The sequence below is a fragment of the Bradyrhizobium sp. McL0615 genome (assembly GCF_049993905.1).
GTDB lineage: Bacteria > Pseudomonadota > Alphaproteobacteria > Rhizobiales > Xanthobacteraceae > Bradyrhizobium.
In genome coordinates this window covers 729,229-753,408 of record NZ_CP188254.1, presented here as the reverse complement: position 1 = coordinate 753,408, position 24,180 = coordinate 729,229, and the positions used below count along the sequence as shown (strand labels likewise).

At 64.1% G+C, this 24,180-nt stretch carries 22 protein-coding genes and 1 riboswitch; of the genes, 15 read left to right on the top strand and 7 right to left on the bottom strand.

From position 1 onward, the window contains the following. The 4 genes from ACPPVP_RS03430 (at position 1) to ACPPVP_RS03415 (ending at position 3,821) form a co-directional block, all read left to right on the top strand. Entirely contained in the window at positions 1-306 is a 306-nt protein-coding gene (locus ACPPVP_RS03430; protein WP_426537635.1) for a hypothetical protein, read from the top strand. Between the two features lie 26 nt (positions 307-332). Next, the gene (soxB, locus tag ACPPVP_RS03425; protein WP_426531314.1) at positions 333-2,087 is read left to right on the top strand and encodes a thiosulfohydrolase SoxB; all 1,755 of its coding nucleotides are present in this window, start codon (positions 333-335) and stop codon (positions 2,085-2,087) included. Next, positions 2,084-2,545 (top strand): hypothetical protein, encoded by a 462-nt coding sequence (locus ACPPVP_RS03420; protein ID WP_426531312.1) that lies wholly within the window; start codon positions 2,084-2,086, stop codon positions 2,543-2,545. The genes soxB and ACPPVP_RS03420 overlap by 4 nt, the downstream gene beginning before the upstream one ends. A 235-nt stretch (positions 2,546-2,780) precedes the next feature. Beyond that, positions 2,781-3,821, top strand: a complete 1,041-nt coding sequence (locus ACPPVP_RS03415; RefSeq protein WP_426531310.1) for an MBL fold metallo-hydrolase — start codon at positions 2,781-2,783, stop codon at positions 3,819-3,821. A 102-nt stretch (positions 3,822-3,923) separates the two neighbouring features. On the opposite strand, the gene ACPPVP_RS03410 is transcribed toward ACPPVP_RS03415, so the two are convergent. From ACPPVP_RS03410 to ACPPVP_RS03400, 3 genes are read right to left on the bottom strand one after another with little or no spacing between them, the layout of a single operon-like run. Continuing rightward, the gene (locus ACPPVP_RS03410) at positions 3,924-4,760 is read right to left on the bottom strand and encodes an ABC transporter substrate-binding protein (protein WP_426531308.1); all 837 of its coding nucleotides are present in this window, start codon (positions 4,758-4,760) and stop codon (positions 3,924-3,926) included. Further along, complete coding sequence (locus ACPPVP_RS03405) at positions 4,760-5,542, bottom strand: ABC transporter ATP-binding protein (protein ID WP_426531306.1); 783 nt, start codon at positions 5,540-5,542, stop codon at positions 4,760-4,762. Before ACPPVP_RS03405 ends, ACPPVP_RS03410 begins: the two co-directional genes overlap by 1 nt. Beyond that, the gene (locus tag ACPPVP_RS03400; RefSeq protein WP_426531304.1) at positions 5,539-6,582 is read right to left on the bottom strand and encodes a FecCD family ABC transporter permease; all 1,044 of its coding nucleotides are present in this window, start codon (positions 6,580-6,582) and stop codon (positions 5,539-5,541) included. The genes ACPPVP_RS03405 and ACPPVP_RS03400 overlap by 4 nt, the downstream gene beginning before the upstream one ends. Positions 6,583-6,717: 135 nt before the next feature. Continuing rightward, positions 6,718-6,915, top strand: a riboswitch (cobalamin riboswitch). A 113-nt stretch (positions 6,916-7,028) separates the two neighbouring features. Here ACPPVP_RS03400 and ACPPVP_RS03395 point away from each other — a divergent pair. The 4 genes from ACPPVP_RS03395 to ACPPVP_RS03380 all read left to right on the top strand — a co-directional run bounded on the left by ACPPVP_RS03395 (position 7,029) and on the right by ACPPVP_RS03380 (position 11,079). Continuing rightward, a complete protein-coding gene (locus tag ACPPVP_RS03395) occupies positions 7,029-9,299 on the top strand; it encodes a TonB-dependent receptor (RefSeq protein WP_426531302.1) in 2,271 nt (756 codons plus the stop codon). A gap of 124 nt (positions 9,300-9,423) precedes the next feature. Continuing rightward, positions 9,424-10,428 (top strand): DUF6925 family protein, encoded by a 1,005-nt coding sequence (locus ACPPVP_RS03390; RefSeq protein ID WP_426531300.1) that lies wholly within the window; start codon positions 9,424-9,426, stop codon positions 10,426-10,428. 114 nt (positions 10,429-10,542) lie between these two features. Next, complete coding sequence (locus ACPPVP_RS03385) at positions 10,543-10,782, top strand: transcriptional regulator (RefSeq protein ID WP_426531298.1); 240 nt, start codon at positions 10,543-10,545, stop codon at positions 10,780-10,782. 6 nt (positions 10,783-10,788) lie between these two features. Then, entirely contained in the window at positions 10,789-11,079 is a 291-nt protein-coding gene (locus tag ACPPVP_RS03380) for a hypothetical protein (protein WP_426531296.1), read from the top strand. A gap of 114 nt (positions 11,080-11,193) precedes the next feature. Here ACPPVP_RS03380 and ACPPVP_RS03375 read toward each other — a convergent pair whose 3' ends face one another. Continuing rightward, positions 11,194-11,436: a hypothetical protein gene (locus ACPPVP_RS03375; RefSeq protein WP_426531294.1), complete on the bottom strand. Its 243-nt coding sequence runs from the start codon at positions 11,434-11,436 to the stop codon at positions 11,194-11,196. 167 nt (positions 11,437-11,603) lie between these two features. Here ACPPVP_RS03375 and ACPPVP_RS03370 point away from each other — a divergent pair, with 167 nt between their 5' ends. Beyond that, positions 11,604-11,759 (top strand): hypothetical protein, encoded by a 156-nt coding sequence (locus ACPPVP_RS03370; RefSeq protein ID WP_426531292.1) that lies wholly within the window; start codon positions 11,604-11,606, stop codon positions 11,757-11,759. 102 nt (positions 11,760-11,861) lie between these two features. On the opposite strand, the gene ACPPVP_RS03365 is transcribed toward ACPPVP_RS03370, so the two are convergent. Next, positions 11,862-13,076, bottom strand: a complete 1,215-nt coding sequence (locus tag ACPPVP_RS03365; protein ID WP_426531290.1) for a hypothetical protein — start codon at positions 13,074-13,076, stop codon at positions 11,862-11,864. 200 nt (positions 13,077-13,276) lie between these two features. Between ACPPVP_RS03365 and ACPPVP_RS03360 the strand changes: the two genes are divergently transcribed. Beyond that, positions 13,277-14,515 carry an MFS transporter gene (locus ACPPVP_RS03360; protein ID WP_426531288.1) on the top strand — a complete coding sequence of 413 codons (1,239 nt, stop codon included), beginning with the start codon at positions 13,277-13,279 and terminating at the stop codon, positions 14,513-14,515. A 76-nt stretch (positions 14,516-14,591) separates the two neighbouring features. Next, a complete protein-coding gene (locus ACPPVP_RS03355) occupies positions 14,592-16,334 on the top strand; it encodes an N-acyl-D-amino-acid deacylase family protein (RefSeq protein ID WP_426531286.1) in 1,743 nt (580 codons plus the stop codon). A 208-nt stretch (positions 16,335-16,542) separates the two neighbouring features. On the opposite strand, the gene ACPPVP_RS03350 is transcribed toward ACPPVP_RS03355, so the two are convergent. Then, positions 16,543-17,817: an MFS transporter gene (locus tag ACPPVP_RS03350; RefSeq protein WP_426531284.1), complete on the bottom strand. Its 1,275-nt coding sequence runs from the start codon at positions 17,815-17,817 to the stop codon at positions 16,543-16,545. A gap of 258 nt (positions 17,818-18,075) precedes the next feature. Here ACPPVP_RS03350 and ACPPVP_RS03345 point away from each other — a divergent pair, with 258 nt between their 5' ends. From ACPPVP_RS03345 to ACPPVP_RS03330, 4 genes are read left to right on the top strand one after another with little or no spacing between them, the layout of a single operon-like run. Then, a complete protein-coding gene (locus tag ACPPVP_RS03345) occupies positions 18,076-18,750 on the top strand; it encodes an ABC transporter ATP-binding protein (protein ID WP_426531282.1) in 675 nt (224 codons plus the stop codon). Beyond that, complete coding sequence (locus tag ACPPVP_RS03340; RefSeq protein WP_426531280.1) at positions 18,747-21,209, top strand: FtsX-like permease family protein; 2,463 nt, start codon at positions 18,747-18,749, stop codon at positions 21,207-21,209. Before ACPPVP_RS03345 ends, ACPPVP_RS03340 begins: the two co-directional genes overlap by 4 nt. Continuing rightward, the gene (locus ACPPVP_RS03335) at positions 21,199-22,284 is read left to right on the top strand and encodes a lipocalin-like domain-containing protein (RefSeq protein ID WP_426531278.1); all 1,086 of its coding nucleotides are present in this window, start codon (positions 21,199-21,201) and stop codon (positions 22,282-22,284) included. Before ACPPVP_RS03340 ends, ACPPVP_RS03335 begins: the two co-directional genes overlap by 11 nt. A gap of 31 nt (positions 22,285-22,315) precedes the next feature. Further along, positions 22,316-22,708, top strand: a complete 393-nt coding sequence (locus tag ACPPVP_RS03330) for an MAPEG family protein (RefSeq protein WP_426531276.1) — start codon at positions 22,316-22,318, stop codon at positions 22,706-22,708. Positions 22,709-22,858: 150 nt separating this feature from the next. Here ACPPVP_RS03330 and ACPPVP_RS03325 read toward each other — a convergent pair whose 3' ends face one another. After that, positions 22,859-24,052: an ABC transporter substrate-binding protein gene (locus tag ACPPVP_RS03325; RefSeq protein ID WP_426531274.1), complete on the bottom strand. Its 1,194-nt coding sequence runs from the start codon at positions 24,050-24,052 to the stop codon at positions 22,859-22,861. Between the last annotated feature and the right edge of the window lie 128 nt (positions 24,053-24,180).

Here is a 24,180-nt window from a genome sequence, read left to right as displayed (position 1 = left end):
ATGCAGAAATCCGCATTGGTACTGGCGCTGGTTGCTGCAGGTGCGGTGCCTGCGCTCGCCGCAGGCTCCGAGGACGACTTCAAGGCGGCGTACGCTGCCGCTGAAGCCGCCAACAAGGAGGCCGGCAGCTTGCGCAACCAATGGACCACCACGGCCGCAACGCTGGCGGCAGCGAAGAAGTCGGCCGAGGCCGGCGATTTCGACAAGGCCACCGCGTCGGCCAAGGAAGCCGAGGCGCTGGCCAAGGCTTCGATCTTCCAGGCCACCAGCGAGAAGACCCGCTGGAAGGAATTGGAAATACGCTGAAGCCACAACGACGCGCGGAGACCCGCATGACCATCCGCCGCCGCGATTTTCTGACGCTAGCGGGCGCCGCCACCCTGTCCGGCACCCTGCCGCGCGTTGGCGCGCAGGCCGCCGACAGTAATGCAGGCGTCTACGATCTCGAACGCTTCGGCAATGCGCGCATCCTGCACATCACCGATACCCATGCGCAGCTTCGGCCGGTGTTTTTCCGTGAGCCGAGCGTCAATCTCGGCGTCGGCTCGATGCGGGGCAATCCGCCGCATCTGGTCGCACGCGCCTTCCTCGACCGTTTCGGCATCCGCCCCGACAGCGCCGACGCCTATGCTTTCACCTGCATCGAGTTCGAGAAGGCCGCCGGAAGATTCGGCAAGCTCGGCGGTTTTGCGCATCTGAAGACATTGGTCGACCGGCTGCGCAGCGAGGCCGGCAGCGGGCGCGCGTTACTGCTCGACGGCGGCGATCTCTGGCAGGGCACCGGCCTTTCCAATACGCTGCAGGGCGCCGACATGGTCGATGCCGCCAACCTGCTCGGCATCGAGGCGATGACCGGCCATTGGGAATTCACCTATGGCGAGAAGGCGCTGCGCGCCAACCTCGAACGTTTCAAGGGCGAGTTCCTGGCGCAGAACGTATTTCTCACCGAAGAAGCCGCCTTCAACGACGCCAAGGCGTTCGACCCGGCATCGGGTCGCGTCTTCAAGCCATCCGTCATCAAGGAGATCGGCGGGCATCGCGTTGCCGTGATCGGGCAGGCGTTTCCCTACGTGCCGATCGCGCACCCGAAGCGTTTTACGCCGGACTGGAAATTCGGCATCCGCGACGAAGAGCTACAAAAACTCGTCGATGTCCATCGCAACACCGACAAGGTCGATGCCGTCATTCTGCTTTCGCATAACGGTATGGACGTCGACCTCAAGCTCGCCAGCCGCGTCACCGGCATTGACGTCATTCTCGGCGGCCATACCCATGACGCCGTGCCGCAGCCGGTTGCGGTGACCAATCCGGGCGGCGTCACGCTGGTCACCAATGCCGGCTCGAACGGCAAGTTTCTGGCTGTGCTCGATCTCGAACTCGCCAAGGGCAAGGTCGCTAATGTGCGCTACCGGCTGCTGCCGGTATTTTCGGAGTTGCTGAAGCCCGATCCGGCGATGCAGGCGCTGATCGACAAGATACGCGCGCCGTATGCGGCGGCGCTGGACGAAAAGATCGCCGCCGCCGACCGCCTGCTCTACCGCCGCGGCAATTTCAGCGGCACGATGGACCAACTGATCTGCGACGCATTGCGCGAAGAGTTGAATACCGAGATCGCGCTGTCACCGGGTTTTCGCTGGGGCACCACGGCGCTGGCGGGCCAGCCGTTGACGATGGAGGACGTGATGGCGCAGACCGCCGTCACCTATCCCGAAACCTATGTCCAGACCATGACCGGTGGCCAGATCAAGGACGTGCTGGAAGACATCTGCGATAATCTCTTCAACACCGATCCCTATTACCAGCAGGGCGGCGACATGGTCCGCGTCGGCGGTCTCGCCTACACCTGCAGTCCGAACGAGACCGTGGGCAAGCGGATTTCCGAACTCAAGTTCGACAACGGCCACGCGCTGGAAGCCCGCAAGCGCTACAAGGTGGCGGGCTGGGCCTCGGTCAACGAGCAGACCGGCGCGCCGATCTGGGACGTGGTCGCCAAACATTTGCGGTCGGGCAAGCCGCCCAACCGAGCGGCGCCGGGCGTGACGCTGAAGGGCGTGGAAGACAATCCGGGCATTGCGGGACAGGGATGAGCGGCTTTTCGACCATCATTCGGGTGACGATTGCGGCGCTGCTGATCGCTGCCGCCGCTCCGGACGCTCGCGCCCAGCAGGTGCCGCTGCAGGACAAGCCGTTCGCCGAACACAAGATCGTGCTGCAACTCTCCGACAATGATCCGCGCAAGCAAGGCCTCGTGCTGAGCGTCGCCAGCAATTTGATGAAGCATTACGATCCCGACAAGGTCGCGATCGAGGTCGTGGCGTTCGGCCCCGGCATCGAGCTGCTGCGCCCGGAAAATCCCAACCGCAAGATGGTCGAGAGCCTGGTGGCACAGGGTGCGCGTTTCGACATCTGCCTCAACACCGTCGACACGCTCGAACGCGAGAGCGGCAAGCGGCCGGAGTTCATCGCGGCGGCGACGCCGGTGCAGGTCGGCGTGGCGCAGATTCTGTTTCTGACCGAGAACGGATATACACTGGTGAGGCCGTGACCGTTGTGAACTAGGCGGGTCGCCAGACTGCTTCAGCGTGATTTCGAGCGGAGCAAAGCAATCCATCTATCCCTTCGCTGCGGCATGGATTGCTTCGCTCCGCTCGCAATGACGGGGCAGCCTTCGGGAGTAAAATCTCTCAGGAAGGTTACTTCATGTAGATGAAAGTTGTTTGAGAAGACCATAAAACTAGAATAATATCCTGCCGAGACTCAGTGAGAGCGCGGCAGCAAGCATGATCTTTCGTCAGCTTTTCGACAGCGTTTCGGGCACCTACAGCTACCTGCTGGCGAGCCGCGCGGGCGGCGAGGCGTTGATCCTCGATCCCGTGCTGGAGAAGGCCGACCGTTACTGCCAGCTGCTACGCGAACTGGACCTGCGGCTGGTGAAGGCGGTCGACACCCATCTGCACGCCGACCACGTTACGGGGCTGGGCGAATTGCGCGACCGCACCCAGTGCATCACCATCATGGGCGAGCAGAGCAAAGCCGACGTGGTGTCGATGCGGGTATCCGACGGCGACAAGGTGACGATCGAGGGCTTAAGCCTCGACGTGATGTACACGCCAGGCCACACCGACGATTCCTACTCTTACCTGATGGGCGACCGCGTCTTCACCGGCGACACGCTGCTGATCCGCGGCACCGGCCGCACCGATTTCCAGAACGGCTCCTCGCGCGCGCAGTATGAATCGATCTTCAACCGGCTGCTGAAATTGCCCGACGAAACCATGGTGTTCCCCGCTCACGACTACAAGGGCGATACGGTATCCACCATCGGCGAGGAGCGGCGCTACAATCCTCGGCTGCAGGTGCGCTCGGTCGACGAATATATCGAGCTGATGGCCAATCTAAAACTGCCGAACCCGAAGATGATGGACGTGGCGGTGCCCGCCAACATGCATGTCGGCCTGCATCAGGAGGAGCTTGCCAAGCAAGGACTCGCGCTTTCCGCCCTTGATGCGATCAAGAGCCTCGGCCGGCCCGATATCCTGCTGGTCGATTTGCGCGAGACCAGCGAACGCGCCAAGCACGGCACGATCTCGGGCGCGCTGCATGCGCCCTATCCCGGTATCGCCGAGAGCCTGAAGCCCGGCGGCATGCTGCGCGAAGTCGCCGCCGCCACCGGCCGCCGCGTGGTGTTCTTCTGCGCCTTCGGCGAACGCTCCGCGATGGCGGTGGCCGCCGCGAAGAGCGCGGGGCTGGCCAATACGGCGCATATCGAAGGCGGTATCGATGCGTGGAAGAAGGTGGGCGGTCCGGTGGTCCACGGTTGATCCGTAGGGTGGGCAAAGGAGCGAAGCGACGTGCCCACCATCCATCACCGAGCACGCCGCCAGATGGTGGGCACGCTTCGCTTTGCCCACCCTACGAAGGCCTCACCGCCCCACCCGCTTCACCTCCGCCGCCAGCGCATCCAGCGCATCCGCCAGCAGCACGCCACCGCACTCGGTCATACGTTCCGGAACCACGATGCGCTTTTCCGGCGGATAGAAGCGCTCCAGCGCCGGATGCAGCAGGAACGCCTGGCCGTCGTCCTTCGCCCTGTCGCCGGCCTGCGAAACCACGATGAAGTCCGGCCGCAGATTCACGATCGCCTCCAGCGAGGCAAATCCGCCGAAGGCGAAACCGAGATCGCCGGCCGCGCTGCGCAGGCCGGTTTCGCGGAGTAGCGAATCGACAAAGCTGTCGCTGCCTGCGACCCAGCCGCGCCGCGACAATGGCAGCACGCGATAATGCTGTTCCGAGACCGCGCGGCGGGCGCGCGCCAGCGCCGCATCGAGCCGCGCGATTTCCGCAGCCGCGCGATCGGGATGTCCGGTGATGTCGCCGGCTTCGCGGATCTGCTGCCGCGCTTCGTCGAGGGTTTGCGGCACGGCGAGTTCGGCAAGATGAAGTCCCTTGGCCTTCAACAGCTCCCGCGTCGAGCGCTTGTCAAACGCGCTGGCGACGACGATGTCGGGCCGGATCAGCAACACGTCCTCAGCGCCTCCCGACAGCACGGGATAACGGCTGATGTCGCCCGCCTGCGATTGCCAGCCGTCTCGCGAAAACCGGCTCAATCCAAGAATCTGTTCGGGGTCGGCCAGCGCCAGCACCAATTGGTCGGTGCAGACATTCATCGACACCAGGCGCGGCAGATTGGCAGCCGATGCGCCGCTGCCCGGCAACGCAAGCACCATCATCGCGGCCCAAAATGCCAGCCGCCGTCGCATCAGATATCCGCCCACGGCACGATGACCGCCTCGCGCTGGAATTCCGCGCGATAGGCCGATATCCTGAACACGTCAGCCATCACCTGCTCGGACAGTGCCTCTGCCGGCGCGCCCTGTGACACCAGCCGGCCTTCGCGCAGCACCAGGACATGGTCAGCAAACCGCGCCGCGAGCCCGAGATCGTGGGTCACGACGATGACGAGCACGCCCTTGTCGGCGGTTGCGCGCAGATTCTTCATGACGTCGATCTGGTGTCGCGGGTCGAGCGAGGCGGTCGGCTCGTCAGCCAGGATGACCGGCGCCTCCACCGCCAACGCGCGCGCCAGCGCGACGCGGCTGCGCTCGCCGCCGGACAATTCGGTGACGCGGCGATCGCTGAACTCGATGACGTCGACCGCCTGCATCGCTCGCAACACCGCCTCCACATCTCTGGGCGACAACCGCGCCGGATCGGTGGCGCCATGCGGATAGCGGCCGAGCGCCACGATATCGCGCGCCGGCAGTGGCCAGTGCACCACGTGCCCCTGCGGCAGGTAGCCGAAGCGCTTTGCCCGCTCGCGCAGCGGCAGCGACGACAGCCTCTGGCCGCCGACCTCGATCTCGCCTTCGGACGGGATCAATCCCGCCAGCGCCCGCAACAGCGTGGTCTTGCCGGCGCCGTTCGGTCCGACCAGCGCCACCAGGTGTCCCGGCGACAGCGCCAGCGAGACCTCTTTCAGCACGACGCGGCCGGCGAGCCGCACGCCGAGCCCCTTTGCGGTCAGAAGCGCTTGCTCGCTCATGCGACGCCTCCGCCGAGCGCGCGGCGCTCGCGCATGATCAGATAGAGGAAGAACGGTACGCCGATGATCGAGGTCAGCACGCCGACCTTGATGTCCGATGTCGAGGGAATGATGCGCACCGCGATATCGGCTGCCAGCAGCAGCGCGGAACCGGCGAGCGCGCTTGGCAGCAAAAGCCTCCCCGGATCATGGCCGATCAAGGGGCGCATCAGATGCGGCGCAACCAGCCCGATGAAGCCGATGGTGCCGGTGACAGCAACCGCGCCGCCGACGCCGAGCGCCACGCCCGAAATGACGAACAGCCGCAACCGTCCGACATCGACGCCGAGGCTTTGCGCGGTTTCCTCGCCGAGGCTCAGCGCGCGAAAGGCATGGCGCTGGCTGAACAGCATGATCGCGCCGGCAATGATGAAGGGAAATGCCAGCATGACATGCTGAAAGCTGCGGTCCTCCAGCGAGCCGAGCAGCCAGAACGCGATCTCCAGCACCACGAAGGGATTGCTGGAGAGGTTCATCACCAGCGCGGTGGCGGCCCCCGCAAAGCTCGAAATCGCAAGGCCTGAGAGAATGAGGATCAAAAGCCCCGCATTGCGTCCCGCAATAGACAGCAGCGCGAACACGGATACGAACGCGGCACAGATCGCTGCAACCGGCAGTGCGTAGGAGCGCACGTCGGCCAGCCCCAGCGCGATCACCAGCACCGCGCCGAACGCGGCTGATTGCGGCGCGCCGAACAGCGAGGGCGAGGCCAGCGGGTTGCGCAGCAGGCCTTGCAGCGATGCGCCTGATAGCCCGAGGATGGCGCCGATCGCCAGCGCCAGCAGCGTGCGCGGCAGGCGGATTTCCCGCACGATCACCTGCGACACGTCGCTGCCGCCGCCGAACAGGGCCTCCGCCACCGAAAGCGGCGACAACCGCACCGGCCCGATGCCGAGCGAGATCAGCATCAGCAGCACAACAAGGACAGAAAGCGCCGCCACAGCCCCGATCCTGCGGCGCGCGGCATCCTCGTTGGTTATGGCAACAGTCTCGACACTCATCGATCGTCCTAAAGCAGTTTTGCCCGCTCCGGTACAGGAGCTCAAGCGGCGGTGCTCATGCGGCAAAAATAGCGCACTCGTCCAGTGAGGATCGCAAGCGCGCCCAAGGCGGATTGACTCGAACTTTGCCAAACTTCTACCATAGTTCCTGACGGTTCCCGTTTGGGGATCAAAAGGGAATGCGGTGCGGGGAAGTCCCCCAATTCCGCGGCTGCCCCCGCAACTGTAAGCGGCGAATCCTTCGTCATACGCCACTGGGAATCTCGGTCCTGGGAAGGCGACGAAGGGTAGCGACCCGCGAGCCAGGAGACCTGCCGTCAGCCGTGGTCACACGCGAAGATGTCGGTCGGGGAGTACAGGCATTAGCTTCACTGGGTTCGCGCAAGCGGGATGGTGAGACTTGGTTCGCTGTGACGTGCCACTGACGTCATACCGAGGTTAAGTCCATGTCTTCCACTACCGCCACGCGGCAGCGCCGCTTCTGGCTCACTTCCAGTTTCCTGGTGCCCTTCGTATCGCTTGGCATTTCCGACGCGCAGGCGCAGCAGACGTCATCCGAGCAATTGCCGCCGATCGAGGTCACCTCCCCCACCGATCCGAACAAGACCCGCGCCCGGCCGCTCGACAATGACGGTAGCGGCACCACGACTCGTTCGGCGCGGACAGCGCGACCGGAGCGTGGTGCTGGCACCGGAGCCTCCGATGGCACAAGTCCGGGTACGGCTGAGGCCGGCGGAACAGGCACCGGCGTGCGACAATTCAACGGCATCGTCGGCGCGTCTTCGACTGTGATCACGGCGCAGGACATTGCCCATTCGCCCTCGTACAATCTGCCTGACATTCTGGCGCAGGTACCCGGCGTGCAGCTCACCACGCTGTACGGCATTACGGCAAATGGCGCGCGGACTTCCGTCGACCTGCGCGGCTTCGGCGCCTTTGCGACCTCGAATACCCTGATCCTGGTCAACGGCCGCCGGCTCAACGACGTCGACATGGCGCAGGTCGATCTGTCGACCATTCCGCTTCAGTCGATCGAGCGCATCGAGATCACGCGCGGCAACAGCGGCGCGGTGCTCTACGGCGACAACGCGATCGGTGGCGTTATCAATATCGTTCTGAAAAGCGGGGTCGGCGGCCCGCCGGTGTCGATGCGGGCCGAGGCCGGTGTCGGCTCGTTAAACACGCGCCTCGCAAATGTATCGGCAGCGACCAATTACGGTCCGTGGTCGACCTCGTTCTACGGCAACGCCATCAAGTCCGACGGTTATCGCGACAACAACGCGCTGGACCAGAAGAACGGCGTCGGCAACCTCAACTACACGACGCCCGACCTCAAGGCATTCCTCACCGTCACCGGCGACGACCAGAAGCTCGGCTTCCCCGGCGGTCGGACGGTCGATCCCTCGATCGGGCTCAACCAGCTCGTCACCAACCGCCAAGGCACCAACACGCCGTTCGACTATGGCAACCAGCAGGGCGCCAGCGCGACCGCCGGCTTCACCAAGACCATCATCGACGGCGTCGACCTGATCGTGGATGGGGGTGTGCGTGACAAGAAATCGCAGGGCGGTTTCTTCGGCACGCTGCCGACCATTCCCTTCAACTATGTCGACAGCCACCTGCAGACCTGGTCGATCACGCCGCGCCTCAGCATCAAGAATTCCCTGTTCGGCGTGCCGTCGCAGATCCTGACCGGCATCGATTATTACGATGCTGCCTTCAACTCAGACCGGCCGCTGTTCAAGGGCGCGCAGCCGATTCACGTCTACGACCTGTCGCAGCAATCGCTGGCCGGATACTGGCAACACACGGTCGGGCTATTGCCGACCACCGACTTCTCCTATGGCGCCCGGGTTCAGAACACGTGGCTCAGCGCGCGTGATCGTCTGAATCTCACCGCACCCGGCATCTTCGGTTTCGAAAGCCAGGCGCTCCCGCTCGACAGCAGCGAGACCAACTACGCGTTGCATGTGGGTCTCGAACATCGTTTCAACGACGTGTTCTCGGTATTCGGCCGCGCCGCGCGCGCGTTCCGCACGCCGAATGTCGAGGAACGCGTGGCCTCCGGACCCTTGCTGCCGTTTGCGCCCTTCCCGGGACCGCCCCAGGATTTCAAGCTGAAGACCCAGACCTCGCACGACATCGAGGGCGGCTTCCGCGTCAAGGCCGGCGCGTTCCAGATGCAATCGAGCATCTACGGCATGGATCTTGAGAATGAGATCCATTTCATCCCGGCGCTGTTCTACAACGTCAACCTCGATCCGACCCGGCGTTACGGCTCGGAGACCAGCGCGTCGCTCCGCGTCAGCGACACCGTGCTGCTTCGCGGCGGCATCGCCTATACCCGCGCCGTGTTTCGCGAAGGGGAGTTCGAAGGCAAGGATGTGCCGCTGGTGTCGCACTACACCGCGAGCGGCGGCGTGACCTGGAACATCTGGCAGAACTACCTGGTATTCGATGCTACGGTGCGCGCCTGGAGCGAACGCATCATGGATAATGATCAGGCGAACACTCAAGGCCGCATTCCAGCGAGTGCAACCGTCGATCTGAAACTGAGCGGCGCCTACGATCGCTTTTTCTGGTCGATCAGCGCCAACAACCTGTTCGATGCGCAGTACTACGACTACGCCATCGCCAGTTCGTTCACGCCCGGCCGCTTCGCGGCCTATCCGCTGCCCGGACGCACCTACATGGTGAGGGCCGGCGCGACATTCTGACCGCAATAGCCGGTTCGGCCTTCGACCGGCCGGCTTGTCCTGACCTGACAAGACGGTATTCTCCCTGGCATTGCCGGGGAGAATGCTTTTTCATGCCTGAATCGCTTCCATTTCGCGGGCCGCGATGACCGCCGCAGCCATCGATCTCTTGCAGCGGGAAATATCCAACCCCGATACGCAATGGAGCCTCGGCACCTTCGGCGCCATCGCCGAATTTTCACGCGCCCCCGACGAGCCGGTGCGGCTCGTGCAGTCGGCGAAAGCCGTTTCGGCGGTGACGACGCGCGGCGGCATTGCCCTCAAACCTGATCCCGCTATCCGCCCCTTCGCGTCGGAGGGCATTACCAAAACCGGATGGAATCAGCGGATCGCGCTTTGCCTGCCGCGCGATGATTGCGCCATGAACCAGCGCGTCGCGCTGACGGAGATCGGCCCCGATCGTCAGGCGCCGCGCGAGGAAGATCGCGAAGACATCCTGTTCGATCTCGGTCTCGGCGCGCTGCAGGCGGATTTCTGTGTCCGCATCGGCGATCACGGGCTCGCCGCGCGGCTACGCGAACATACCGGCCGCAGCCTGTTCGAGCCCGGCAATCCTGCCATGGCAATGATCCTCGCAGCCAACCCGCACCGCGTCTTCGTCAGCCGGCTCGGCCGCATCGAGGTCTATCAGCCGATCCCGCCGCCGTCGGGCAAGAGCCCGGAGGGACCGCACACGCACGTGCTGCCACGGCTGCTGCAAAGCCGGCGAACCCATCCGGCGACCGAACCGGTGCCTCAGGGGTGGATTCCCTGCGCGCATCTCTATCCGCCGCATCCGGCGCGGAACGGGCTGGGTGGTGCCCGGCCGTTCGACGCAACGCACCATAATGCCTTTCAGCGAATGATGGCCGCCTGCGGCGATCCCGCGGCCCTTGCGACCAAGCGGCGGGTGGTCGATGCGGTGCTAGCCGGCGAGCCGCCCACAGCGATGGCCGGCGACCGCCACGGCCGGATCAGCGTCCGCATCGCATTGCGGCAGATGCGGTCGCAGGGACATGCGTCGGCGGCGCTGACCGCCTGGCTTGTGAGCTTGGATTCTGCGGCCCCAGACGAGGCCGACGACGAAGCGGCCCTTCACCAAGAAGGCTGATTTGACAAGAAAGTGGGGCTTTTTCGACCGAAAATAACATCCTCAGGGCCCCGATCCGTGGTAAACCGCCCCAAAGCCGCTCGACGATATCTGTCGTGATTTCAGAGGTATGACATGGACGATGAGCCGAAGAGCGCCGCGGAACTGAAGGAAATCAGGCTGAACCGCAAGCGCACCCAGGAAGTCGAAGGCATCAAGGCGATGGCCGAGATCGCGGCCGCCGATGTCGCGATCCGGAAGCGGACCGAGAAGCTGCGCGCTCTGCGTCTGGCGAAGGAAGCAGCCGACCGTGAAAACCCACCGGAACCGGCGGTCAAAAGCAAGGCCAAGACCAAGGCCGCGAAAAAAGGCTGAGCTGAAATGACGAAAGAGGATCGTGATCGCGCCCAGGCACGCGCCGACAAAGTGGCAAGGGCGGCGCAAGACGCGAGGTCCGGCAAGGCCGAACGCGACGCCAGCACCAAGGCTGTTCTCGACAATATGGCCAAGCTGAAGGCGTTGCGGCTCGCGCGCGAGGCAACCGAGCCGCAGCGTGCTCCTGCCGCGAAAGCCGCAAAGAAGGCCTCCGCCGGCACCAAGCGGTCGAACGAGAAGCCGGTGGCGTTGTCCGACTGGCTGGCGAGCCAGCTGAACGGTGGACGGCGAACCTGAGGCGGGACTCTCAAGACAGGACTCTTACAGGTGTCTCATCATCCCCGCGTGCGAAGCGCGTCGTCGCGCGCGATGTCCCGGCCATGACGAAAGCAAAGTCAGATATCGGCAGCGTTACGCCGGTCCCGGCCAATCGATCATCGAACGGGTCTTGTTCTCGGCGTCGTAGACCTGCACCTGAAGCATCTGAAACTTGTTCTTCAAGGCCATGCCCGCCTCTTCGGCGGCCTCGACCGTTTCGTGATGCGATTTGAAATGACCGTCCACCACCAGCGAGTAGCCGGTGGTCGGTGCCTTGTCAGCGCGGATGATTTTGCGCGGCTGCGGTTCTTCCGCCGCAGGGCGGGGCTTTTTCATGCTGGCTCCGTGTGAAAGCCCTTTTGGACTGAGCGCCGCAAAAAGGGCAGGAAAGTTCTTGTGACCGGCGCTAACATGCCGGCCAAACTCGATCTGATTGAGATCATGCGGATACTCCGAATCGGCATGCAGAGCAACGTCGATTCATCCGACGAAGAAGGTATCACATGGGCGGAACCGGCAGGAAAAACCAGCCTCCAAAACCGGCGAACGACAAACCGAAGAAGCCGGAGCGCGCGCCGGTCGAGGATGAAGAGTACGAGGACGGCGACATCGCCACGCCGAAGCGCGACAGCCACGGCAATGATGATGAGCCGTTGTAGTGGGGCACACAACTCGTAGGGTGGGCAAGGCGAAGCGTGCCCACCATCGGTATCGCGGTTGAGGATCGATGGTGGGCACGTCGCTTCGCGCCTTTGCCCACCCTACGACTCCAAACCCTCAATCGCACGAATGCTCGTCAGATCGAGCAGGTGTGCACCAAAACCGCTGCGCGCAAGTTTGATCGCCGACTTCGGCGAAGCCAGCAGCAATGCCGCCGTCACCGCAAGCGGCACCGCGCTGATCCAGTCTGATCGCACCGGCGTGAGTTCTTCGGTACTGCCGGCATAAGGCTCGCGCTTCGCAAACAGGCGAACGCATTCCCTGGCAATATCGCGGCGCGTGCCGCCGCCCGCCGCGCATCCGAGCAGCGCCTGCACCGCCAGACGCGTGAGCACACCCTCGCGTCCCTCGGGCAACGCCGCCGGCGTCGCGCCCTGCGAGATCAGAAGCAGGAACCTGACCAGATCGACGCCGGAGCGATATGCGTTGAAAGGCTCGACCAGGCGCGGATTGCAATCGATCAGCAACGGCGCGCCGCCATCATCAGGCATGATGTAGTCGATCGACAGCGCACCGTGCCAATCGAGCGCCTGTCCGACCTTTTCGGGATGCGCGCGAACGACAGGCCGCTTCACGCTCTGCTTGATCGCTTCGCCGCCGCCCACGCCGGGCATCACCTGCCGATAGGCATGAAAGCCGATCATCTGGCCGCGGCAAAACACCGACTGCGCCTTCTCGGTCGTGCCCGCAACAAGATCTTGCAAGAGGACCTCATCGGCGAATGCGGCGGCGCCGAGATCGTGCAGCGCGCCTTCGAGATCGGCGGCGCTGCGTATGAACCAGATGCCGTGGCTTGCGGTGCCGACCGAAGTCTTGACGACGGCAGGAAATCGGACGGCCTCACGCAATTGCTGCGCCGACCTCACGATCTGCGTCGGTGGCTGCGGCAGTCCCAACCGATCAAGCAGCCGGCTGAATCCCGCCTTGCTGTGCGCGGTGCGATAGCTCTCGAAGCTTGGCAGCGCGAGACCGGCACGGCCTTCGATGCGCGGCTTCGCCCGGGCAAACAAAAATCCCTGCTCATGCGTCGGCAGCAACACATCGAATTTCTCGTCGGCCAGCCGCTGCTCGATGTAGGCCAGATAGCCGGCAGGGTCATCCCGCAGTCCGGGGCAGCGGTGAAATTTCCCGACCAGCCACGAGAACCGCGCTAGGCACCAGGGCGAGGGATCGCAGAACTCGGCGTGATGGCCCGACAAGCCAAGAAGCGTGATGGCCTCGCGGGCCGAGGTGCTGGAACCCTCGGAAACAAGCACGCGGAGCGGTTTTAGGGGACCATGTCCGATCATTGCCGTGCCGGCGCACCTTTATCTTCCCCGATCCAATGACGCATTTTGCGCGGTCCTGCCCTCCGCAGGGGCAGCCATGCAGCTCTATTCATGGACAAATAACGTCTAGCCACTATTTTCACCTGCGCCCTGCCGGGCCGTAAAGACTACGGGATTTTTGAGCTGACATGGTCGACATTCTAGCCGCACCGCAACAATCCAGGACGGATACCTCGCTGCGTACGCTGGCTGCGATTTCGGTCGCCCATTGGGTCAGCCATTTCCATCTCTTCGTGCTGCCGATGCTGTTTCCGTTCCTTAAAGAACAACTCGGCGTCGGCTATATCGAGCTCGGTTTTGCGCTGACCATATTCGGCGTCGTCTCCGGCCTGACGCAGGCGCCGATCGGCTATCTCGCCGACCATATCGGCGCGCGAAAAGTGCTGCTGATCGGCCTCACTGTCGGCGGCCTGGCGCTGATCATGCTCGGCCTGCATCTGAGCTACGTCTCGCTGATCGTTTGCGCCGCGTTGCTTGGGCTGGCCAACAGCGTCTATCACCCGTGCGATTATGCGATTCTGTCGACGCATATGGATGAAGCGCGGATGGGCCGCGCGTTTTCGATTCACACCTTTGCGGGCTTCCTCGGCGGCGCGGTGGCGCCCGCGATCATGGCCGCGCTCGTCGCATCGGTCGGAGGCCTCGGTGCCCTGATCGTGGCCGGCGCGGTCGGTCCCGCGGTTGCGCTGGCATTGATGGTCGCAGGCATTCCCGATGCCAGCTCGGCTGATCGCAAGCAAGACGGCGCCGCTACTCCGAAGCAAAGCGTCATCACGCCCGCGATCATCATGCTGACGTTCTTCTTCATGCTGCTCGGCCTCTCCAATGCGGGCATCAGCAATTTCGGCGTCGTCGCGCTGATGAGCGGCTATGGCGCGACCTTCTCGGCCGCCAATATCGCGCTGACGGCGTTTCTCGGCGCAAGTGCCGCCGGCGTGCTGGCTGGCGGCTATTTGGCCGACCGCACCAAGCGCCACGGGCAGGTTGCCGCGGCCAGCTTCGGGATCAACGCGGTCATCATGCTGGTGATTGCGACGACCACGCTGCCGTCCGTTGTGCTGACCGCGGCGATGGGTATGGCCGGGTTCCTCGGTGGCGTGATCGCGCCTTCCCGCGACATGCTGGTGCGCAACGCCGCACCTCCGGGCGCGGCAGGCCGCGCCTTCGGCATCGTCTCCACCGGCTTCAATTTCAGCGGCATTCTCAGCCCATTGTTGTTCGGCTGGATCATGGACCAGCACATGCCGCATTGGGTGTTCGGCGCCTCCGTCGCCTTCATGGTCATGACGGTGCTGCTGGCGCTCGTGACCGACCGCAAGCCGCAAGACCGGTCAGACGGCCCGGTCAAGGGCATAATGCATTCCTGAGCCTCAATCCCGGCGGTTGACTGCATCCGAGGACATCGGATGATGCAGCAACAAGATCAGACACGGGATGGAAGCCATGACCTCGACCCCCGACCTCGTGATCCGCGGCGGTACCGTTGCCGATGGCAAGGGTGGCGAATTGTTCGAAGCCGATGTGGCTATCTCCGGCGGCCGCATCACCGAAGTCGGCAAGGTTTCCGCGAAGGGCAAGGAAGAAATCGACGCCAAGGGCAAACTAGTCGCGCCCGGCTTTGTCGATGTCCACACCCATTATGACGGCCAGGTCACCTGGAGCCAGGACATCACGCCCTCCTCGCAGAACGGGGTCACGACAGCGATCATGGGCAATTGCGGTGTCGGTTTTGCGCCATGCCGCCCGGCCGATCATTTCAGGCTGATCCAGTTGATGGAAGGCGTCGAGGACATTCCCGAGCCGGTGCTGAGCGCCGGCATTCCCTGGGCCTGGGAAAGCTTTCCGGATTACATGGAGTGGCTGTCGAAGCGGAACTTCGACATGGATATCGGCGCGCAACTGCCGCACGCGGCCTTGCGCGTCTACGTGATGGGCGAGCGCGGCGCTCGACGCGATCCCGCAACGCCTGAGGACAACAAGGCGATGGCGGCGCTCGCCGGAGACGCCGTGCGATCAGGCGCACTGGGTTTTTCGACCTCGCGCACCCTGAACCATCGCACCTCGACCGGTGACTACACGCCGACGCTGAAAGCGGGCGAAGATGAATTGACCGCGATTGCGGCTGCGATGCATGGCGTCGGCCGCAGCGTGCTGCAGTTCGTGCTCGACCAAAGCACCGTGCATGAAGATCTGCCGATGATGCTGCGGGTCGCTGAAAATACCAAATGCCCGATCTCGTTCTCCGTAGCCCAGGCCGACAAGGCGCCGCGGCGCTGGCGTCAGACCATGGACACCATCAATGAAGCCGCCGCCCGCGGCCTGTCGATCACGACCCAGATCGCCGCGCGTCCCGTCGGACTGCTGCTCGGGCTCGAACTGTCGCGCAACCCGTTCCAGACCCATCCGAGCTATCGCGCGATCGCAAAACTGCCGCTGGCTGAGCGGCTGACGCATTTGCGCCGGGCCGAAGTGCGCGCGGCCATCCTGAGCGAGACGGCGACTGCGACCGACGATCCGCTGTTCTTCCGACCGAATTACGACAAGATGTATCTGCTTGGTAATCCGCCTGATTACGAGCAGCCGCCGGAAAATGCGCTCGGCCCGCAGGCCCGCCGCCAGGGCCGGCAGCCGGAAGAACTCGCCTACGAGGCAATGCTGACGGACGAGGGCCGCGGCATGCTCTATGTGCCGTTCCTCAATTATGCCGACGGCAATCTCGATGCCGTGCATGAGATGCTGCGCGAACCCAGCGCCGTGCCCGGCCTCTCGGACGGCGGCGCGCATTGCGGCATCATCTGCGACGCCAGCTTCCCGACCTATCTTTTGACGCACTGGACACGTGACCGCAGCCGCGGCGAAAAACTGTCGATCCCGTTCGTGGTGGCGGCGCAGTCGCGCAAGACCGCGCTGTCAGTCGGCCTCTACGATCGCGGCGTGATCGCGCCCGGTTTCAAGGCCGACGTCAACGTCATCGATTACGACCGGCTGCACCTCCATCCGCCGAAAGTGCATTACGACCTGCCGGTCGGCGGTCGCCGCCTGATGCAGCAGGTCGACGGCTATGAGGCCACCATCGTCTCCGGCGTGGTGACGCAACGCGGCGGCAAAGCCACCGGCGCGCGGCCAGGCAGATTGGTGCGCGGAACGCAGAGTTCAAAGGCGCAATTGGACGCGGCGGCGAGTTAGCGGGCGGCGCTGGTTCAACACACACAACGTCGTCCCTGCGAACGCAGGGACCCATACGCCGTGGCTCGCGTAATGGGTACGAGGGAAGACGCCTCGGCTCAGTAACTCACCGCCGCGCAGAGCGTCAGTCACCACGCTTCATCGATAGATCACGCGGTATGGGTCCCTGCGTTCGCAGGGACGACGAAAGAGCTATTGCGAATTCGCTTCACGCGAACTTCGGCTGCACCGTCGCCTGGGCCATCAGCCTTGCGCGCTCCGTGTTGGGCCAGAGCAGCAACAGCCCAAGCAACCCCGACGCGGCCATCACCACCGCATTGATGGTGAAGCCGGTCATATAGCCGTCGAGCGGCACTGCCGCGTTCTGGATCACGAAGCCCATCACGGAAGGGGCAATCATTCCCGCAAACGTATAGATCGCGCCGTAGATCGCGAGCACGGCGCCGCGCTGCTGCACCGGCGTGAATTCGCCGAGCATCGGCGGACAGACCACGTAGATCGACCCGCACAGACCCGAGCCGACCACGAGGAACGCAATCTGCAGCCCCGCGCCGCTGACATACGGCAGCCAGGCGAGGATCAGTCCGCCGATGATCAGCGGCACCGAGCCGAGCACGCCGCGCGAGATGCGCGTCGTGAAGCCGCGTGCCAACATCACCTGCGAAATCCATCCGGTCAGCAGCACGATGGCCGCGCCGAACACCCAGGGCAGCACCGAAATCCAGCCCGCATCCTTTTGCGAAAAGCCGAGCCCCTTGACGATGAAGGGCGTGAACCAGGTCAATCCGAGCGACAGCGCCCAATAGGCGCCGAAGGTCGCGGCGCAGCAGCCGATGAAAGTTCGCGAAGTCAGGAGCTGGAAATAGGGAACGGGCGGATCGGCTGCGGCCATCGCGACCGTCTGCACCAACGGTCCCTCCTTGCCCATCACCAGCCACGCCACGGCCCACATCAAGCCAACCACGCCGAGCGCGCCGAACGCATAGTGCCAGCTATGATTGACGATGATCCAGTTCAGCGCCGGCACCGCCAGGATCACGCCGAAAGCCGAGCCTTGCGAGAGAATGGCAGTCGGCAGCGTTCGCTTCTCGTCGGGAAACCACTTGTAGAGCGCGTGCGCCGCCACCGCAAATGCCGGCCCCTCTCCGGCGCCGAGGATGATGCGGCAGATCACGAGCGTGGTGAAACTGACGGTGCCAACCATTGGAAACTGCGCCACCGACCAGATCACCGCCATCACGAGCAGCACCCAGCGGGTGTCAACACGATTGGCGATGAAGCCGACGACGATGGCCGAGATCGAGAACAGGATGAAGAACGAGGAGCCGAGGAAGCCGAACTGCTCCGGCGAGAGCTTCAGCTCGTCCATGATCGGCGCGCCGCCAAGGCCCACCACGATCTTGTCGGCAAAGTTCACCAGCATGAACAGAAACAGCAGGAAGGTGATCTTCCATGCGCCCTTGGGCGTCGGTTGCGCGGTCATGGCTGGTCTCCCCGTCTATCTTTGCTGGCTCTGTTAGATCGGCCGGTTCCAATGCTACAAGGGGGGTCGCGGGCAAGGCAACCCGGATTTTTCCGGAGACCCCGCTTCGCAACTGCCGGCTGCCACGGCAGGCGCGCGCCAATCGGATCACGATCACGTCGCGGCGCGATTGAGGCCGTGATCCCGGGCATGTGCCCTGATATGTTGCATGCCATCACGCCAGGGGATTTTCATGGTCAAAACGGTCCATCGTCGCGCATGACCAACGGTAATCTCAACGTGCTTCGCGTGGCCGGCCTGACCAAGAGCTACCGCACAGCCGGCGAACAGGTCGCGGTGCTGCGCGGGGTGAACCTGACCGTCGCAGCCGGCGAGAGCGTCGCGCTAACGGGCGAATCCGGCAGCGGCAAGAGCACGCTGTTGCACCTGATCGCAGGCCTCGATGCGGCCGATGGCGGCGAGATCAGGCTGGCGGATGCACAGGTCTCCGAACTCAATGATGCCGGGCGCGCGGAATTGCGCCGCGACCGGCTCGGTCTGGTGTTTCAGCAATTCAACCTGATTCCGAGTCTCACGGTGGAAGACAATTTGGTTTTCCAGTCGCGCATTGCCGGCCGTCACGACGCAGCCTGGCACCGCGAACTGGTGGAGCGGCTCGGGCTCGGCAATTTCCTCAAACGCTATCCCGAACAATTGTCGGGCGGCCAGCAACAGCGCGTCGCGATCGGCCGGGCATTGGCGGTAAAACCTCTGCTGCTGCTTGCGGACGAGCCGACCGGCAATCTCGACGAGGACACCGCGGACGAGGTGCTGGCGCTGGCGCGCGATCTGGTGGCGCGCAGTGGCTGCGGTTTTCTGATGGTGACGCACAGCGCAAGGCTCGCCGCAACGCTGGACCGGCAGGTCAACCTCCATGCCGGGGTGATCGCGTGAAGCGCGCGCTGTGGACGCTGGCCGTGTTGCTGAGCTATTGGCGGCGGCACCCGATGCAGCTTGCGACCCTGCTGATCGGATTGATTTCGGCGACCGCGCTGTGGAGCGGCGTGCAGGCGCTCAATCAGCAGGCGCGCACCTCCTACGATCGCGCCGCCGCCACCTTTGGCGGCACCCGCACTGCCATGCTGACCGCCCGCAGCGGCGCGAGCTTTCCGCAACAACTCTTTGTTGACCTGCGCCGCGCTGGTTGGCCGGTCTCGCCGGTGCTCGAAGGCCGGATCCAGATCGAGGGACGATCGTTCCGGTTGTTGGGCATCGAACCAGTCACGCTGCCCGCGGAAGTCGGCAACGCGCCTGCGATCGGCAGGGCCGATCTGCAATCCTTCATGACGCTGCCGGGCACGATGCTGGTGGCGCCGGAGACGCTTTCCGATCTCAAACTTACGGACGGCGCCCGTCCGCAGGCCAATGGTGGCGTATTGCTGCCGCCGCTTCGCGTGCAGCCGAACCTGGTGCCCGGCGTATTGGTCGTCGACATCGGCATCGCGCAGAACCTCCTCAAGATGCCGGATCAGCTCTCACGCCTTCTGATCGGCAAGACGGCGGGCCCGCGCGCATCGCTTGAAAGCATCGCCGGTGACCAGCTTCGCCTGATCGAGCCCAATGCGGAGACCGACCTCGAACGCCTCACCGATAGTTTTCACCTGAACCTGACTGCGTTCGGGTTGCTGTCGTTCTTTGTTGGCCTCTTCATCGTCAATTCGGCGATCGGGCTGGCGTTCGAACAGCGGCTGCCGGTGTTGCGCACCTTGCGCGCCTGCGGCGTCTCGGCGCGGATGCTCAACGGCGTGCTGGTGCTCGAACTGGTATCACTGGCGCTGATCGCGGGGCTTATGGGTCTCGTGTGCGGCTACTTCACCGCCGGTGCGCTGCTGCCCGACGTCGCCGCCTCGCTGCGCGGCCTCTATGGCGCGCAGATTCCCGGACACCTGACGCTCAAGCCGCAATGGTGGATCGCGGGCATTGCCATCAGCATTCTGGGCGCGCTCGCGGCGGCCGCCGCCAGCCTGACCAAGGCGCTGCGGCTGCCGCTGCTCGCCGCCGCCCAGCCCCACGCGTGGCAACAGGCGCAGCGGCGCTGGCTGACCTACCAGAGCGCGCTGGCGCTCGCGGCGTTCGCTACCGCCGCAGGCCTGCTCTGGTTCGGCGATTCCCTGATTTCGGGTTTTGCCGTGCTCGCGGCGCTGATGCTCGGCGCGGCGCTGATCCTGCCGATGTTTCTCGAACTCATGCTGTCGCTTGGTCAGCGCTATGCGCGGGCCCCGGTCAGCGTCTGGTTCTGGGCGGACAGCCGCCAGCAACTATCCGGGCTGTCACTCGCGCTGATGGCGCTGTTGCTTGCGCTTGCCGTCAATGTCGGCGTCTCCACCATGGTCGAGAGCTTTAGCCGCACGTTTCTGGTCTGGCTCGACGGGCGGTTGGCGGCCGATGTCTATGTCAACGCCGCCAACGACGCGCAGGCGGCCGAGATCAGGGCGTGGCTGCGCGAGCGTCCCGAGGTCGAGGCCGTCCTGCCCGGCGGCCGCGCCGATACGCAACTGGCGGGCGCGCCGATCGAGGTGCTGGGCCTGCCCGATCACGCCACCTATCGCGACAACTGGCCGCTGCTGCAGTCGGCGGACAATGCCTGGGTCAAGCTTCGCCCCGGCAATGCCGCCCTCGTCAGCGAGCAACTAGCGCGGCGCCTGCACCTTTCTGTTGGTGACCGCATCGAGGTACCCGCGCCGGGCGGCAACTGGACGCTCGACGTGGCCGGCATCTACGCCGATTACGGCAACCCCAAGGGCCAGATCGCGGTGAACTTCGCCGCGCTGACGCGGCGCTTTCCGGAAATCCCGCTGACGCGCATGGGATTGCGGGTCGCCCCGCCAAAAATACCGGCGCTGATCGCGGCGCTGCAGGAAAAATTCGCGCTCGACGACCGCAATGTCGCCGACCAGGCGACGATGAAGGCGGAATCGACGCGGATCTTCAATCGCACCTTTGCGGTGACCGCGGCGCTGAACGCCTTTACGCTCGGCGTCGCCGGCGTCGCGCTGTTGACGAGCCTGGTGACGCTGGCCAACTCACGGCTGCCGCAACTGGCGCCGCTATGGGCGATCGGCATCACTCGGCGGCGGCTCGCGGTCATCGAACTTCTCAAAACGATGTCGGTGGCGCTGATCACCACCATCTTCGCGCTTCCGCTCGGTCTCCTGGTCGCGTGGTGTCTGCTCGCGGTCGTCAACGTCAAGGCGTTCGGCTGGCGGCTGCCGTTCCACGTCTTTCCACTGCAATTGCTATGGCTGACAGGCGTGGCGATGGCGGCCGCGGTCGCGGCATCCGCGCTCCCCGTCATCCGGCTGGCGCGCATGCAGCCGGCGAGCCTGATCAGGATTTTTGCCAATGAACGGTAGCGGCCCGATCACCCGCCGCGGCTTCATCGGCGGTGCGCTCCTCGCAGGACTGGGCGGCAACGCACTCGCGCAGGGTTTTGCGGGACTTGGCGAAAGCGCGGACGGATTTGCAGCGGTCATGCCCGGCAGGACCTTCGCCTTTCCCGCCGACCACGGGCCGCATCCGGAATTCCGCATCGAGTGGTGGTATGTGACAGCTAATCTCACCGACGCGCATGGAGCAGCCTACGGCGCCCAATGGACGCTGTTTCGCCAGGCGATCGCGGCGGGCGGCCCGCAGGAGGGCTGGGCCAACCAGCAGATCTGGATGGGCCACGCCGCCGTTACCCGCGCCGATACCCATCGCTTCAGCCAGGCCTTTGCGCGCGGTGGCGTCGGACAGGCCGGCGCCGAAGCCAAACCGTTTCGTGCCTGGATCGATGCCTGGGGAATGCGCGGTCTTGACGGATTGAACGATGTCAACATCGCGCCACTCGAACTCAGCGCGGCCGGCGAAAATTTTAGCTACACCCTTCGCCTCGACGCCGATCGCCCCCTGGTACTGCAGGGCGACGGCGGCTACAGCCGCAAATCGCTGCGCGAGCAGGCCTCCTATTACTACAGCCAGCCGCATTACACGGCGAAGGGCGTACTTACCATCGACGACAAGCCGGTCGAGGTGTCTGGACAGGCTTGGCTCGATCGCGAGTGGAGCGGCCAGCCGCTGGCCTCCGATCAAAGCGGATGGGACTGGCTCTCGCTGCATTTCAGCGCCGGCGACAAGCTGATGCTGTACCGGATGCGCCAGACCGATGGCCAGCATTACGGCTCCGGCAAATGGATCGCGCCCGATGGCACGGCGACAATGCTCGGCTCCGAAGACATCGTCATGACCCCGCTGACCTTCACCGAGATCGAGAAACGAAAAATCCCGACAACGTGGCGTATCGCCATTCCGAAGATGGCGCTGTCGATCGAATGCACGCCGCTCAACGCCCGAAGCTGGATGGGGACGAGCTTTCCTTATTGGGAAGGCCCGATCAGCTTTGCCGGCAGCCATACCGGATTAGGCTATCTGGAAATGACGGGCTATTAAGCGCCTGCACGAAACGGGAGGAATTTCCGCGATGTATCATTTCACCGCGCTCGTCACCTTGCTGGCCGTCCTGGTCTATTTCTACTCGTCCATTCTGGTGTCACGGGCGCGCGGCAAATTCGGCGTCAAGCTGCCGGCCATTTCGGGCAATCCGGATTTCGAGCGGGTGTTTCGCGCGCAGATGAATACGCTGGAGTGGCTGCCGATCTTCCTGCCGTCGCTGTGGCTGTTCGCGATCTATATCGGCGATGGCATCGCGGCCGGGATCGGGCTGGTCTGGGTGATCGGCCGCATTCTCTACGTGCTGGGCTATGCCAGGGCGGTCAAGGACCGCGGCCCGGGCTTTGCGATCCAGGCGCTGGCGGCGATCGCGCTGTGGGTAGGAGCGATCGGCGCGATTATGTGGCGGCTGGTGCATGCGTAATGAGAACGCAAACCCCAACTCCACGTCGTCCCTGCGAACGCAGGGACCCATACGCCGCGGCCGATCGATGAGGCAGAATGTCAGACGCTCGTTTTAACAACGAGCGCCTGTGGTTATGGGTCCCTGCGTTCGCAGGGACGACAGAGAGACCTACTTCACCAGCGGGCAGCCGGAATCCTTCGCCGCTGGAAATGCCTTGTCGCCGGGGACCACGGCGAGCTGCTTGTAGTAATCCCACGGCTTCTTCGATTCGGACGGCTTCTTGACCTCGAACAGATAGAGGTCGTGCACCATGCGGCCGTTTTCGAGAACCTTGCCGCCTTGCGCAAAATCGTCGTCCACCGGAAGCTCCTTCAGCTTCTTGGCGACCGCCTCGGTGTCCTTGGTGCCTGCCGCCTTGACCGCCTTCAGATACTGCAAGGTCGCCGAATAGGTGCCGGCCTGAATCATGTTCGGCATCCGGCCGGTGCGCTTGAAGAAGCGTTCGGCGAGGTTGCGGCTCTTGGCGTCGCGGTCCCAGTAATAGCCTTCCGTCAGCACCAGGCCCTGCGCGGCATCAAGCCCGAGGCCGTGGACTTCGGCGAGCGTCAGCAGCAGGCCGGCGAGCTTCTGGCCGCTCTTGACGATGCCGAATTCCGACGCCTGCTTGATCGAGTTGGTGGTGTCGAGGCCGGCATTGGCGAGCCCGATGATCTTGGCCTTCGAACTCTGCGCCTGCAGCAGGAAGGAGGAGAAGTCCGCGGTGTTGAGGGGAATGCGGACCGAACCCAGCACCTTGCCGCCCTTGGCCTTGACGAAATCGCTGGTGTCCTTCTCGAGGGCATAGCCGAAGGCGTAGTCGGCGGTCATGAAGAACCAGCTGTCGCCGCCGGCTTCCACCAATGAGCCACCGGTGCCGAAGGCCAGCGCATGCGTATCGTAGGCCCAGTGGAATCCGTAGGGCTGGCAGGCGTCGCCGGTGAGACGCGACGTCGCCGCGCCCACGACGATGTCGATTTTCTTCTTCTCCTTCGAAAGCTCGTGAATCGCGAGCGCGACCGAAGAGGTCGTCAGCTCGGTAATCATGTCGACGTTTTCGACATCGTACCAGCGCCGGGCGATTGCGCTGGCGAGATCCGGCTTGTTCTGGTGATCGGCGGAGATGATTTCGATCTTGTGGCCCAGCACCTCGCCGCCGAAATCCTCGATCGCCATCTTGGCCGCCTCGAACGACCACTTGCCGCCGTAATCGGCGTAGACCCCGGATTGATCGTTCAGAATACCGATTTTGACGCCCTGCGCCGATGCCGGCGCGGCGAGCAAAAGGCCACCCACCGCAACGGCGGCTAACAATCCCGACTTCATCTTTTTCTCCCGGAATTTTTTGTCAGAGGAACCTGGCAACACTATTCAATAACCCCGCGCCTGCCCATCCATTTCGGATCAGCCAAAAGTATGGGGAACCGTCATTCCGGGGCGCGCGAAGCGCGAGC